11 protein-coding genes are annotated in these 13,999 nt (G+C 73.1%); 6 read left to right on the top strand and 5 right to left on the bottom strand.

The features are described from left to right. The first annotated feature begins 51 nt into the window (after positions 1-51). From AB0K28_RS22185 to AB0K28_RS22175, 3 genes are all read left to right on the top strand, one after another. On the top strand, positions 52-933 hold the full coding sequence (locus tag AB0K28_RS22185) for an NlpC/P60 family protein (RefSeq protein WP_364372934.1): 882 nt from the start codon (positions 52-54) through the stop codon (positions 931-933). Between the two features lie 99 nt (positions 934-1,032). Then, positions 1,033-4,656 carry a BTAD domain-containing putative transcriptional regulator gene (locus tag AB0K28_RS22180; RefSeq protein ID WP_364372931.1) on the top strand — a complete coding sequence of 1,208 codons (3,624 nt, stop codon included), beginning with the start codon at positions 1,033-1,035 and terminating at the stop codon, positions 4,654-4,656. Positions 4,657-4,691: 35 nt separating this feature from the next. Then, entirely contained in the window at positions 4,692-5,711 is a 1,020-nt protein-coding gene (locus AB0K28_RS22175; RefSeq protein WP_364372928.1) for an NADPH:quinone reductase, read from the top strand. Here AB0K28_RS22175 and AB0K28_RS22170 read toward each other — a convergent pair. The 5 genes from AB0K28_RS22170 to AB0K28_RS22150 all read right to left on the bottom strand — a co-directional run bounded on the left by AB0K28_RS22170 (position 5,701) and on the right by AB0K28_RS22150 (position 11,178). Beyond that, positions 5,701-6,207, bottom strand: coding sequence for a GNAT family N-acetyltransferase (locus AB0K28_RS22170; RefSeq protein ID WP_364372925.1), 507 nt, complete (start codon positions 6,205-6,207; stop codon positions 5,701-5,703). The genes AB0K28_RS22175 and AB0K28_RS22170 overlap by 11 nt on opposite strands. Further along, the gene (locus AB0K28_RS22165; RefSeq protein WP_364372922.1) at positions 6,204-7,400 is read right to left on the bottom strand and encodes an Ig-like domain-containing protein; all 1,197 of its coding nucleotides are present in this window, start codon (positions 7,398-7,400) and stop codon (positions 6,204-6,206) included. Before AB0K28_RS22165 ends, AB0K28_RS22170 begins: the two co-directional genes overlap by 4 nt. A 98-nt stretch (positions 7,401-7,498) precedes the next feature. Continuing rightward, on the bottom strand, positions 7,499-9,682 hold the full coding sequence (locus tag AB0K28_RS22160) for an ATP-dependent RecD-like DNA helicase (protein ID WP_364372920.1): 2,184 nt from the start codon (positions 9,680-9,682) through the stop codon (positions 7,499-7,501). Positions 9,683-9,802: 120 nt separating this feature from the next. Continuing rightward, positions 9,803-10,240: a group II truncated hemoglobin gene (locus tag AB0K28_RS22155; protein WP_345407164.1), complete on the bottom strand. Its 438-nt coding sequence runs from the start codon at positions 10,238-10,240 to the stop codon at positions 9,803-9,805. 287 nt (positions 10,241-10,527) lie between these two features. Continuing rightward, entirely contained in the window at positions 10,528-11,178 is a 651-nt protein-coding gene (locus AB0K28_RS22150) for a TetR family transcriptional regulator (RefSeq protein WP_364372917.1), read from the bottom strand. A gap of 38 nt (positions 11,179-11,216) precedes the next feature. Here AB0K28_RS22150 and AB0K28_RS22145 point away from each other — a divergent pair, with 38 nt between their 5' ends. The 3 genes from AB0K28_RS22145 to AB0K28_RS22135 all read left to right on the top strand — a co-directional run bounded on the left by AB0K28_RS22145 (position 11,217) and on the right by AB0K28_RS22135 (position 13,982). Further along, positions 11,217-12,539, top strand: coding sequence for an MFS transporter (locus AB0K28_RS22145; RefSeq protein ID WP_364372914.1), 1,323 nt, complete (start codon positions 11,217-11,219; stop codon positions 12,537-12,539). Next, on the top strand, positions 12,536-12,949 hold the full coding sequence (locus AB0K28_RS22140; protein ID WP_364372911.1) for a hemerythrin domain-containing protein: 414 nt from the start codon (positions 12,536-12,538) through the stop codon (positions 12,947-12,949). The genes AB0K28_RS22145 and AB0K28_RS22140 overlap by 4 nt, the downstream gene beginning before the upstream one ends. Before the next feature lie 85 nt (positions 12,950-13,034). Then, a complete protein-coding gene (locus AB0K28_RS22135) occupies positions 13,035-13,982 on the top strand; it encodes a hypothetical protein (protein WP_364372908.1) in 948 nt (315 codons plus the stop codon). Positions 13,983-13,999: the final 17 nt, after the last annotated feature.

Here is a 13,999-nt window from a genome sequence, read left to right as displayed (position 1 = left end):
GAGGCCGGGATCCGGCTTTCGGGGGACCCCCGCGTGAAAGGAAGACCCCCGTTGAGATCCAGAATCATCGCGTCCTTCGTGGCCTTGGCCGCCGCGGCCTCCGTCTTCGTCAACGTGCCCGCGGCCTCCGCCGACGGGCTGAGCAACCCGAGCGGCACGCTCACCGTCGAGTGCGCCGGCGCCAAGGCGTTCCTGCAGGTGGACTGGAAGGCCGGCGACCGGGTGACGATCCGCTGGCGGGTCGACGACACCGGCACGGCCAGTGGCATCTCCCCCGTGCTGCGGATCTCGGCCCACGACTTCGACCACCAGGGGTCGGCGTTCATCTTCCCCGCGGGTGATGCCTACTACATCCACAACGGCGGCAACGGCACCCATGAGGTGGGCCTGAAGTCCAACTGGAACCCCACCGCCATCGGCAACATCAACCACCTGCGGGTGCAGGTCCAGAACGGCACGGCCGCGCAGGGCGTGCACTGCACGCAGGTGCGGGAGATCTGGAACTGGAGCATGATCGGTCACAAGAACGCCATGGGCAAGCGCGGCGTGCCGTACGTGCTGGGGGGCGAGGACACCGCGGCCAAGCCCGGCCTGGACTGCTCGGGCCTGGTCAAGGTCGCCTACGACGCGATCGCCCACTTCCCCGGCTGGCCAGTGCGCCGCGCGGTGGACATGTGGCGGTGGGCCGAGAGCCACCAGACCCCGTCGAAGTTCTACGCCAAGTCGGTCGCCTGGTCGGACCTGAAGGTCGGCGACCTGATCTTCTACAAGACGACCTCGGAGGATGTCGGGCACGTGGCGTTCTGGGAGGGTGACGGCAACGTGCTGGACGCGCTCGAGCCGGGCACCGAGGTCGCCGTGCATCCGGAGGGCGGCCTGCGCAACGTGCGGGTCGCGGCCTTCCGCATCCTGGGCGTGACGACCGTGTCCTAGCCCGTCCTCCTGCGAACGGCTCAGGGCGCCCCCGGCGCTCTGGGCCTTTCGCGTACTTCTGACCTAAGATCGTGCGGTGTCGCACGTCACGGTCACCGGGTGCGGTCACCGGTGACGCAGGAGAGCTTCGGTGACCTGCTGCGCGCCCTGCGCCGCCGCGCCGGGCTGACCCAGCGGCAGCTCGCCGCCCTGGCAGGGGTGAGCGCGGGCGCGATCCGCGACCTCGAGCAGGGCAGGACACGAACCCCCAAACAGGACTCCGTACGGGCCATCGCCGCCGCGCTCACCCTGGACGACGCCGACGCCGCACGGCTGCGCGCCGCCGCGAGCAGCCGGCCCGCCCAGCACGCCGAGGCTCCCGGCGGCGGGCCGTTGCGCATCCGGGTGCTCGGCCCCGTCGAGGTGTGGCACGGCGAGACCCGGGTCCCGCTCGGCTCCGGCCTGCAACGCGCGCTGCTGGCCCGGCTCGCGCTCGGCGCCGGCGCGCCGGCCGGGCAGGACGAGCTCATCGAGCTGCTGTGGCCGGACGGCGCCGCCTCCCGTGCGGTGGGCCTGCTGCACACGCACATCGCCCGCTTACGACGCCTCCTGGAGAAAGCCGCAGGCCCCAGCCCCGGCATGGGCATCGGCGCCGACTCCGAGGCCGGCTCCGGAGCCGCCTCCGGCGAAGGAACCGGCGAAGGAATCGGAGGTGGCTCGGGCAGCGGCTCCGCCGGAGGGACCGGCAGCGGATCTGAGAGCGGCTCTGAGAGCCGGCGCGGGAGCGGGCCCGCAGCAGTCGCCGGCCCGCCAGGGGGTGTGCTGCCCGGCGGGCGTGGCGGCTACCGGCTCGCGGTCACCGCCGACCAGCTCGACCTGCTGCGCTTTCGCGACCTGATCGCGCGGGCGGCCTATGACGGGCCCGAGGAGGCGCTGGCCCGGCTCGGCAAGGCCGTCGCGCTGTGGCGGGGCGAGCTCGACGTGCCGCAGCTCGCCTCCAGCCCGCTGCAGGCCGCGGTGACGGCCGAGTACGCCGCCGCCGTGCGCAGGTTCGCCGCCCTGGCGCGCGACCTCGGCGTACCGGAACGGGCTCTGGAGCCGGTGGGCCGGCTGGCGCGCCGGCACGAGCTCGACGAGCCGCTGCACGCCGAGCTGATCCTCACCCTGGCCGCGAGCGGCAGGCAGGCGCAGGCGCTGGCCGCGTACGAGAGCATCAGGGCCGCGCTGGCCGACCAGCTCGGCATCGACCCCGGCGAGCGGCTGCGCGAGGCCCACCTCGCGGTCCTGCGGCGGCAGGAGCGGCAGGCGGCGGGATGGACGGCGATCCAGCAGGCGCCCGCCCCGCCCCCGGACTTCGTCGGCCGGACGTCCGAACTGGCCGCCATCGAAGCCGCCTTGACCATCCGCCACCAGGAAGCTCAGGACGCGGCCGGCCAGGATGAGGAAACCCCGGAGGAAGCAGGCCGGCGGCAGGAAGCCCCGGACGAGACCGGCGGACGCGGGCAGAGCCTCGACGCGGCAGACCGGCGGCAGGAGACCCCCGACGCGGCCGGCCTACAGGAGGAGGTGGGGGTGCCGCCGAGGATGGTGTTGATCGACGGGATCGCGGGTGTCGGGAAGACGGCGCTCGCGCTGGCCGCCGCTCACCGTCTGCGCGCCCGCTACCCCGACGGCCAACTGTACGCCGACCTGCGTGGCTCCGACCTGCGTGGCTCCGACCTGCGTGGCTCCGCGGCGGCGCCGGAGCCGATGCGGGTGCTGGGCCGGTTCCTGCGGGCACTGGGCGTGCCGGGCCGGCGGATCGGGACCGACGAGAGCGAGGCGGCCGCGTTGTTCCGCAGCGAGCTGGCCGACCGGCGGATGCTGGTGCTGCTGGACAACGCGCACGACGCGGGCCAGGTGCTGCCGCTGCTGCCCGGCGCGGGCGGCAGCGACCTGATCGTCACCAGCAGGCGCAGGATGGCGGGCCTGGCCGGGGCGCGTACCGTGCACCTCGAGCCGCTGGACGCGCGGGAGTCGGTCACGCTGATCGCCGCGACGGCGGGAGCGCACCGCGTGCAGGCCGATCCCGGCGCGGCGAGGGCGCTGGCCGAGGCGTGCGCGCACCTGCCGCTGGCCTTGCGCATCGCGGGGGCGCGGCTGGCCACCCGGCAGGCGTGGACCATCGGCGACCTGACCAGGCGGCTGCGTGACGACAACCGCAGGCTCGCCGAGCTGTCCACCGGCGAGTCGAGCGTGCTGGCCGGTTTCCAGCTCGGCTACGCCGATCTGAGCGGGGCGGCCCGGCGGGCGTTCCGGCTGTGCAGCCTGCATCCGGCCGACGACTTCGGGGCGGGCGCGACCGGCGCGCTGCTCGGCCTGCCGGCCGCCGAGGCCGACCGGGTGCTGGAGGAGCTGCTGGAGGCGAACATGCTGCTGCAGTACGCGGCCGACCGTTACCGCTTCCACGACCTGCTCGGCCTGTACGCGCGGCGGCTGCTGGCCGAGGACCCGGAGGGCGAGGCGGCGCGGGCCCGGCTGCACGCCTGGTACATCGACACGGTGACGGCGGCGATGGAGTGGGTCTACCCGCAGCTGGTCAGGCTCGGCACGCACGCCCGCAGGCAGGAGGTGTTCGCCGGTGAGGACGAGGCGCTGGCCTGGCTGGACGGCGAGCTGCCCGCGCTGGTGGCGATCGTGCGGCGGACGGCCGTGTCGGAGGACCCGGCGGCGGCGTGGCGTATCACCGACCAGTTGCGCGGCTATTTCCTGATCCGGCGGCACGTGGAGGGGTGGCTGCCGGCGGCGCAGGCGGGCATGGAGGCGGCCGGGCGGGCCGGTGACGACGCGGCGCGGACCGCGATGCTGATCAGCCGCGGGCAGGCGTTGTGGTCGGCGGGCCGGGACGAGGAGGCGCTGGCGGACTGCCTGGCCGGTGAGCGGCTCGCGGCGGACACCGATCAGCTGAGGGCGGCGGCGTACCTGGCGCATCAGATCGGCTGGCTGCGACTGGAGCAGGGCAGGCTCGCCGAGGCCGAGACGTGGCTGCGGCGGGCGCTGGCGCGGACGGAGGACGAGCCGCGCGGGCACGTGCGGGCGGTCGCGCTCAACGGGCTGGGGGTGCTGCGGCTGAGTCAGGGCGAGCTGCGGGAGGCGGCCGGGCTGTTCGGGGCGGCGCTGGCGATCAACGAGGAGACGGGCCGGCTGACGTCGGCGCTGGTGAACCGGGGCAATCTGGCCAGTGCGCTGCGGGGGCTGGGTGCGGAGGAGCGGGCGGCCGGGCTGCTGGGCGAGGTGCTGGCGGCGTACCGGAGGGCGGCGAACCTGCGCGGTGAGCTGTCGACGCTGGATGAGCTGAGCCTGCTGCACCTGCAGCGCGGGGACGCCGCGACGGGGCTTGAGGTGGCGCGGCGGGCGTATGACATGGCGATCGCGGTGCGCGACAGGAAGGCGACGGCGCAGACGGCGGCGACGGTGGCGGAGGCGTATCTGGCGCTGGGTGAGGCGGGCACGGCGGCGGCGTGGTTCGAGCGGGGCGTGGAGCTGGCGCGCGGTGGTTATCCGTATGGACAGGCGCGGGCGCTGGCGGGGCTCGCCGCCGCCCGGTTGCGTGCCGGTGACGTGGCGGGGGCGCGGGACGCGGCCGGGCAGGCGGCGGGGATCGCGGCGGCGTGCCGGTTCCGGCTGCTGGAGGGGCGGGCGCGGGCGGTGCTGGCCGAGGCGGGCCCGGATCGGCTGATCACGAACGTGGGTAAGAGAGCATAGCCACAGCAACCATCGAGAAACGGGGACGGCACGTCATGAAGGCCATCATCTACCGCGGGACCGGCGACGCCGGCGTTCTGCAGCTCGTCGAGCGTGACCTGCCCGAGCCCGGCCCTGGCCAGGTGCGGGTGCGCGTCGCCGTGTCGGGGGTGAACCCGACGGACTGGAAGACCCGTTCGGGCGCCACCAACCCGCAGAGCGTGCCCGAGGTCATCCCGCATCTCGACGGGGCGGGCGTGATCGACGCGGTCGGCGACGGGGTCGATCGGGGGCGGGTGGGTGAGCGGGTGTGGCTGTTCATGGCCACGCAGGGCGGCTCCACCGGCACCGCCGCCGAGTACGCGCTCCTTGACGCCGGTCAGGCGGTCGCGCTGCCGGAGAAGGTGGGGTTCGACGTCGGGGCGAGCCTGGGGGTGCCGGCGCTAACCGCGCACCGGGCGCTGACGGTGGCCGAGGACGGGCCGCGGCGGCTCGGGCCCGGCGCGCTGGAGGGCAAGGTGGTGCTGGCCGCGGGCGGGGCGGGCGCGGTCGGGCACGCCGTCATCCAGCTCGCCCGCTGGGCCGGCGCGACGGTGATCACCACGATCTCCGGCCCGGACAAGGCGCGGCTGGCCGCGGCCGCGGGCGCCCACCACGTCATCAACTATCGCGAGGGGGATCCGGCGGCGCAGGTCCGCGAGCTCGCGCCGGACGGCGTCGACATCATCGCCGAGGTGGCGCTGGGCGCGAACCTCGCCCTGGATCTGGCGGTGCTGCGTACCCGCGGGGTGATCGCGACCTACGCCAACGACGGCGGCAAGCCGGTCTCGCTGGACGTGCGGCAGAACATGACGCTGAACACCCGCTTCCAGTTCCTGGTGCTGTACACGGTCGGCGACGACGCGCTGCGTGCGGGCGCCGAGGACGTCGCGGCCGCCGTCGCCGACGGTGCGCTGCCGGTGGGTGAGGAGCACGGGCTGCCGCTGGTGCGTTTCCCGCTGGAGCGCACCGCAGACGCGCACCGCGCGGTGGAGGGCGGCGCGGTCGGCAAGGTGCTGGTGGACGTCAGCCCGTGATGCGGCGCTCCAGGAGCATGCCGGGCCACTCCCCCACGGTGAACGGGGCGAGGCGGGTGAAGCCGCAGCTTTCGTAGAAGGCGACCAGGCGGCCGTCGTCGCCGGCGTAGCAGTCGACCCGCAGCAGTCCGAGGCCGCGTTCGCGGGCCTGCTCGGCGGCCCAGTCGAGCAGGGCGCGGCCGATGCCGTGGCCGGCGTGGCGGCGGTCGGTGACCAGGGCCTGCACGTACAGCTCGGGCTCGGTCGCGGGGGTGACGTAGGGGTGGGCGGGCCCGATGGAGATGGTGCCGGCGGGCTCGCCGTCGTGCTCGGCGATGTGCATGCCGCCGCCGCGCTGCCAGGAGGCGACCTGCTCGGTGCGGCGCTCGTCGCCGGTGAAGGGGCGGCTGCCCCACTGGCCGGTGCGGCCCTGGGCGGTCAGCCAGGCCACGGCGCTGTCGAACATGGCGAGCGTGACGGGCACGTCGCCGGGCCCGGCGGGACGGACGCGGATCACTTCTTCTTGACCGTCCTCAGGGCGCTGCCCTTCTTCCACTGGGAGAACGGCATCTGCCAGTAGCCCCAGCCGTTGTTCCACTCCAGCTCGCGGTTGGTGCCGGTGATCTCCACGACGTCGCCGCGCTGCATGTGGTCGTAGAACCACTTGGCCTGGTCGGGGCGGGCATTGATGCAGCCGTGGCTGACGTTGGTGCGGCCCTGGGCCCAGACGTTGTCCTTGGCGTGGACGTACTCGCCGGAGTTGGAGATCCGCACCGCGTGGTTGATCATCACGTCGTAGTACTCGGGGTCGTCCTTCTCGCGGCCGGGCGAGATCATGCGGACGGGGTTCCCGCGTTCCATGGTCAGGTGCACGCCCGAGGTGGTGGTGTATTCGCGGGTGTTGCCCTTGCCTGCGCTGATGCGCATGGTCTGGACCCGCTTGCCGTCCTTGTAGACGTACATCATGTGCTTGGCGACGTCGACCTTGCTGATCTGCTTGGCGCCGATCTTGAGGTTCGCGGTGTAGTCCTTGACGCCGTAGAGGTCCTTGCCGCCCTTGATGCCGTCGATGTTGGCGTTGAAGGTGACCTTCTGGTGGGCGGGCCAGTATTTCGCGGTGCGGTAGATGACGACCTTGTCGTTGATCCACCGCCAGGCGCCCTGGACGGGCTTTTCCGCCTCGACCTCAAGGGCGCGCTCGATGGTGGCCTTGTTGGTGACGGGCTGGTTGAACGTCACGATGATGGGGGCGCCGACGCCGAGCGTCTCGCCCTTGGCGTTGGGGGTGACGTCGGCGACCTGGAGCGCCCGCTCGGGCTTGGCGGTGGTGAAGGTGCTGGTCGCGGTGGTGGCGCCGGCGGTGGCCGAGACGTTGTAGCGGGTGGACGGCTTCAGCGGCGTCTTGGAGATCCAGCGGGTCTTGTCGGCGTTGAACTTACCGGTGACCTGCTCGCCGTCGGCCTCGACCGTGACGTTCTCCAGCGCGCCGCCCGCGGCGGAGACGACGACCTTCTTGTCCGGGTGGACCTTGCTGGTGCCCTCGGCGGGCTTGATCGCGACCGTGGGCGCCTGCGGGGTGGCGATGATGGTGGCGTCGGGCGCGTCGGGCGGAGGGCTCGCGGGACCGCCTGAGCAGGACGCCGTCAGGGCAGCCGCTGCCAGCAGCGCGAATGCGGTGGCGGGTCTCCTCGGGCCGGTCTGCGCGTTCAAGTTCTTCCTCTCGCCAACGGCGCCGCAAAGGGCACTTCAAAAACCTTAATGCTCCTGCCTGTAAGACGCCGAATCGTTTGGGAGAGTTCGATCACATTTCAATTACTTGTGCGGGCCAGGCGGTGGGTCAGGCCGGTGTGGCGGCGTCCGGCACCCTTGGTGCGTACGGCCTGGGCCAGCGCCCGGCGCGAGCCGACGATGACGACGAGCTTCTTGGCGCGGGTGATCGCGGTGTAGAGGAGGTTGCGCTGCAGCATCATCCAGGCGCTGGTGGCCAGCGGGACCACCACGGCCGGGTATTCGCTGCCCTGGGAGCGGTGAATGGACACCGCGTAGGCGTGGGCCAGCTCGTCGAGCTCGTCGAAGGCGTAGTCGACCGGCTCGTCCTCGTCGGTCAGGACGGTGAGCTTGTGCTCGTCGGGGCGGATGTCGGTGACGATGCCGACCGTGCCGTTGAACACCCCTGCCGCGCCCTTGTCGTAGTTGTTGCGCAGCTGGGTGACCTTGTCGCCGACGCGGAAGACGCGCCCGCCGTAGCGGCGCTCGGGCATGCCGTCGCGGGCGGGGGTCAGGGCCTCCTGCAGGGCGGTGTTGAGCGCGCCGGCGCCGGCGGCGCCGCGGTGCATGGGGGCCAGGACCTGTACGTCGCGGCGGGGGTCGAGGCGGAAGCGGCGCGGGATGCGGCGGGCGACGACGTCGACGGTGAGCGCGGCGATCTCCTCCGGCTCCTCGCAGGGGAACAGGAAGAAGTCCTTCATGCCCTCCAGGACGGGGTGGCGGCCGGTGTTGACGCGGTGGGCGTTGACGACGACGCCGGACTCCTGGGCCTGGCGGAAGATCTGCGTCAGCCGTACCCGGGGGATGTCGGGGGCGGCCAGCAGGTCTTTGAGCACCTCGCCCGCGCCGACCGAGGGGAGCTGGTCGACGTCGCCGACGAACAGCAGGTGCGCGCCGGGCGCGACGGCCTTGACGAGCTTGTTGGCCAGCAGCAGGTCCAGCATGGACGCCTCGTCCACGACGATCAGGTCCGCGTCGAGCGGGTTGTCGCGGTCGAAGGTGGCGTCGCCGCCGGGGCGCAGCTGCAGCAGGCGGTGCACGGTGGTGGCCTCGTGGCCGGTCAGCTCGGCCAGGCGTTTGGCGGCGCGCCCGGTGGGGGCGGCCAGGATGACCTTGGCGCGGCGGGCGCGGGCCAGCAGCACGATCGAGCGTACGGTGAAGCTCTTGCCGCAGCCGGGGCCGCCGGTCAGGACGGCGACCTTGTGGGTGAGCGCCAGGCGGACGGCCTGGCGCTGCTCGGCGGCCAGGTCGGCGCCGGTCTGGCCGTGCAGCCAGCGCTCGGCGCGCTCCCAGTCGACGTCGGCGAAGCTCTTGAGCCGGTCGTGGCCGTTGTGCAGCAGGCTGAGCAGGCCGCCGGCCAGGGAGGTCTCGGCGCGGTGGAAGGGCGGCAGGTAGACGGCCGGTACGTGGTTGTCGCCGGCCGGCACCTCCTCCCGGACGACGCCCTCCTCGGCGACCAGCGTCTCCAGGCAGGTGGTGACGAGGTCGGGCGGCACGTCGAGGATCTTGACGGCGTCGGCGACGAGGTTGGGGGCGGGCAGGTAGCAGTGGCCGTCGTCGGCGGCCTGCGACAGGGTGTAGCGCAGCCCGGCCTTGACGCGTTCTGGGCTGTCGTGGGGGATGCCGACGGCCTGGGCGATGGTGTCGGCGGTCTTGAAGCCGATGCCCCACACGTCGTCGGCCAGCTTGTACGGCTGGGTGCGCACGATGTCGATGGAGCCTTCGCCGTACTGCTTGAAGATGCGCACCGCGATGGAGGTGGACACGCCGACGCCCTGCAGGAAGATCATCACCTCTTTGATGATCTTCTGTTCCTCCCAGGCGGCGGCGATCATCTTGGTGCGCTTGGGGCCGAGCCCCGGCACCTCGACCAGGCGTTCGGGCTGCTGCTCGATGACCTCGAGCGTGTCGGTGCCGAAATGGTCGACGATGCGCTCGGCCATCTTGGGCCCGATGCCCTTGATCAGCCCGGAGCCGAGGTAGCGGCGGATGCCCTGCACGGTGGCCGGCAGCACGGTGGTGTAGGACCACACCTCGAACTGGCGGCCGTAACGGGGATGCGACGTCCAGCGGCCGTGCAGCCGCAGCGACTCCCCCACCTGCGCGCCGAGCAGCGGCCCGACCACGGTGAGCAGGTCGGCCCCGGTGCGGTCGGTGGCGACGCGCGCGATCGTGTAGCCGGTCTCCTCGTTGGCGTAGGTGATGCGCTCAAGGACTGCGCTCAACTGAGTGCCGGCTTCTCTGGCACCCGCGTCCGGGCCCGCCTCGCGCTCCACCACACCGACGAGATTAGGGGAGATCCTCACCGCCGCGACACCCGGCCCGGCGGGTGGTCCGCGCCGCGTTCACTCCCACGTCCAGAGCGGCACCTCACGCAGCGGGTGGAGCTGATCGTCGGTCTCGGCGTGGGAGTTCTGCTTGGCCACCTCCGTGCCGAACTCCACGTGCGAGCGCAGGGCGGCCCGGAACGGCTCGTCGTCGGGCAGCCCCGCGTGGTCGGCGGCCTGCATGTACAGCTCGACGAAGCGCGAGCGCTGCTCCTCGGTGATCCGCAGTCCCCGGTGGGCGCGGATGAGCAGCGGGAACCCGCCCATGTCGGTGGAGAAGGTGTCGGGGCCGCCGAAGGTCTCCGCCGTGAAGGCGGTCAGATGGTCGACGTGGGTGGCCCTGCCCGTGCCGAAGAGCGGCTGGAGCAGCGGGTCGGCCAGCAGGCTGCGATAGAAGATCTCGATGAACTCGTGCAGTTTGTCGTGGCCGCCGGCGTGCTCGAATAAGGTCTCCATGGCTCCAGGGTCACACGCACGCCGGGTGGCGGGCCAGGGAGCTTCGGGTGCGCGGTCTTTCCGCCTCCGCCGGGCGGGAGCGCCACGCACGTAACGGGGGACTCGATCCGATAAACCGGGCCGGTGGTCAGGTTATGCGGGCAGAAGCGTTGCGGAAATGCCGGCGTTTCGTGGAAGTGCGCGCCATCAGCTCATCTCGTTGCTTCCCGAGATTCCGTCTCTGCAGATCTGGGACTGCTTCCCGGACAGGTCCTACGTGCATTGGCGGATCAACCAGTCGTGGGAGCTCAGGTTCTGACCGCGGGCAGCAGGCCGGTGACGAGGGCGCGGACGCCCTTGGCGTAGGTGTCTCGGGCCGTCAGCTCCTCCCACCGGCCGGCGATCTCGCTGAGGCGGGGGAACTGCGCCGCGTCCAGGCCGGTGAAGACCTTCTCGCGGTAGGTGGGGCCGCCCTGCTCGCGGCGCCGGCGGGCGGCCGCGCGGCCGCCGATCTCGCCGGCCGTGTAGTGCCAGATGATCCGGTACGCGTCCACCGCCTCCTCCATCGGCAGTCCCGCCCGCAGGCCGGCGTCGACGATCCGGTCGGGGTACCACAGCGCGCCCACCGCCAGCAGGTCGTCGGCGCGCAGCACGTCGACCGCCCACGGGCAGCCTGAGACGGCCTCGTGCATGGCCAGCGCGGCGGTGATCGCGCGTTCGCGGGGGTCGTCGGGCAGGTCGGGGCGGGGGATGCCGGCGGCGTAGTCGTCGAGCAGCAGCACCAGCAGCTCGTCCTTGTCGCGCACGTGCCGGTAGAGCGCCATCGGCGTGCTGCCGACCTCTCTGGCCAGCCTGCGCATGGTCAGCTCGCCCACTCCGTCCTGCTCGATGACCCGCCAGGCGGCGGTGACGATCTCCGCCCGGGAGATGCGGGGCGGTCTTCCTGTACGCGTCGGCATGACCGCCATGCTACTTTGTGTACGTGTATACAAAGTCGTTGGCCATCCCCGCCCTCGCCTTCGCCGTCGCCGTGGGCTCCCTGCAGATGACCGTCGTCGTCCCCCTGCTGCCCGGCCTCGAACGCCTGCTGCACGCCCCGCCCACCACCGTCTCCTGGGCGCTCACCGCCGGCATGCTGTCGGGGGCCGTGTCGATCCCGCTGCTGGCCCGCCTCGGCGACATGTACGGCCGCCGCACCATGGCCCTGCTCACCCTCGCCCTCCTGGCCGCCGGATCCGTGCTCAGCGCCATCGCCGACCAACTGCCCCTGCTGCTGGCCGGCCGTGTCCTGCAGGGCGCCGCCGCGCCGCTGCTCCCCCTGTCCATGGGCCTGGTCAGGCAGCTCGTCCCCCCCGACCGGCTGCCCGCCGCGATCGGCGTGCTCAGCGCCACCCTCGGCGTCGGCTGCGGCGGCGGCCTCATCATGGCCGGGCTGCTGGAGGGCGACCACCGGGCGGTCTTCTGGGCCCAGGCCGCGCTCGCCGCCCTCAGCCTGCTGCTGGTGGCCGCCGTGGTGCGCGAGCGCCACGCCCGCGCACCCGGACGTCCCGACCTGGCCGGCGCGGCGCTCGTCGCCTTGTGGCTCGGCTGCCTGCTGCTGGCCGTCAGCAAGGGCGCCGCGTGGGGCTGGACCTCACCGGCCACCCTCGGCCTGTTCGCCGCCGCCGTCGCCGGGGCCGCGGTCTGGGCCGTGACCGCCCGCCGCACCCCGCACCCGCTCATCGAGATCCCCATGCTGCTGCACCGCGCCACCGTCGGGGCCACCGTGGCGTCGTTCCTCATGGGGCTCGCCCTGTTCACCGCCATCACCACCGTCTCGGCCGTCGCGCAGGGCCGCCTCGGCGCCTCGGTGCTGCAGGTCGGCCTCTACCTGCTGCCCACGACCCTGCTCATGCTCGTGACGTCCGTGCTCGCCGGGCCGCTCATGCGCCGCTACACCGCCTCGGCCCTCGTGGCGGCCGGCTCCGCGCTGGTGAGCGCCTCCGCCCTGTGGCTGGCCCTGTCCGATTCCTCCCCCATGGACCTGTACGGCGCCGCGACCGTGCTCGGCCTGGGCACCGGCCTCGGCTACGCCGCCCTCGGCACCATGGCCGTCGAACACGTCGAACCCGCCAAGACCGCGGCCGCCGGCGGCATCAACGCCCTGGTCAGGATCGCCGGCAGCAGCGTCGCGGGAGCCGTCGGCGCCGCCGTGCTCGACGCCGGCGGCCCGGCATGGACGTTCGGCGTCGCCGCCGCGGCCGGGCTGCTCGCCGCCCTCTTCGCCACCGCCCACACCCGCCTCACCCACACACCGACCCGAGAGATGGAACCGGCATGAACGACCGCATCACCGCCTGGGGTGACGAACTGATCAAACTGCACGACGGCTTCCGCCGGGACCTCGCCGCGCTGCGCGAGTCCAGGATGGACGCGGCCGACCTGCGTACGCACTGCCTGGCCTTCTGCGACGCCCTGCACGCCCACCACGAAGGCGAGGACGGCGCCCTGTTCCCCCACCTCGCCACCGAGCGCCCCGAGCTGGCCGGCGTCCTCGCCCGGCTCCGCCAGGAGCACCAGGTGGTCGCCGCCCTCATGAACGAGATCAGGCGCCTGCTCGACCACGACCGGAGCCGGATCCAGGCCGAACTCGACCGGCTCACCGCGAAGCTGGAGGCCCACCTCGACCACGAGGAACAGCAGCTCGTCCCGGTGCTCAACACAATGCTCACCCTCCCCGGCGACGTCTGACCGCCAAGGGGGGAAGGGACCGCCGAAGAGGGGCCTCGCAGGGGCTGCCGCTGTAGCGTTGAGGGCGGGACGGAAGGAGGCGCCCATGCTCGCCCGCCTCGCCCTGACGGCGGCACTCGCCCTGCTGGCCGTCCGCTGCGACGGAGCGCCACCCGCGCCCGTCCCGCCCTCCCCCGCCGCCCAGCCCGCCATCACCAGCGGCTGCCAGTCCGCCGACCGGCTGGAACCCGGCACCCACCGCCTCGCTCACGACGGGCTCAGCCGCCGCTTCCTGCTCGCCCTGCCCGACGGTGACGGCCCCCACCCCCTCATCCTCGACCTGCACGGGCTCAACTCCACCGCCGCCCGCCAGAACGCCTACAGCCGCCTGGCCGAGCACGGCACAAGCCGCGGCTACATCGTCGCCACCCCCCAGGCCGCCGACGGCCACATGGGCTGGACCCTGCCCCGCACCGCCGGCCCCGACGACACCGGCTTCCTCACCGCGCTGCTCGCCCACCTCGAACGCCGCCTGTGCGTCCGCGCCGACCGCCGGTTCGCCGCCGGCATGTCCTACGGCGCCGCCATGGCCACCGGCCTCATCTGCGCCCTCGACGGCAAGCTGTCGGCCGTGGCCGCCGTCGCCGGCATCAACATCGCCCGCCCCTGCCGGCCGCCCGCCCCCACCACGATCATCGCCTTCCACGGCACCGACGACCGCATCGTCCCCTACGACGGCGGCCACCCCTTCCGCGACGCCACCGGCGACCTGCGCGAACTCGCCGACCTCATCGTCCTGGACCCCGTCGAGCGCGCCACCGCCGGCTGGGCGGACCTGCTCGGCTGCACCGGCCCCGGCACCACCACCCCCGCCCCCCGCGTACGCCTGCACGACTGGACCTGCCCCGGCGCCACCGTGCGCCTCTACACCGTCACCGGCGGCGGCCACACCTGGCCCGGCGCCATGCCCGTCCCCCGCCTCGGCCACACCACCTCAGAGCTCGACGCCACCCGCCTCATCCTCGATGCCTTCGACCGCGCACCCTCCCGCTGAGCAGCCGCTACTCTTGT

The organism is Nonomuraea sp. NPDC049504, from assembly GCF_040676845.1.
Lineage (GTDB): Bacteria > Actinomycetota > Actinomycetes > Streptosporangiales > Streptosporangiaceae > Nonomuraea > Nonomuraea salmonea.
The sequence above is the reverse complement of the archived record's forward strand: the minus strand, read 5'-3'. Positions and strand labels throughout refer to the sequence as shown.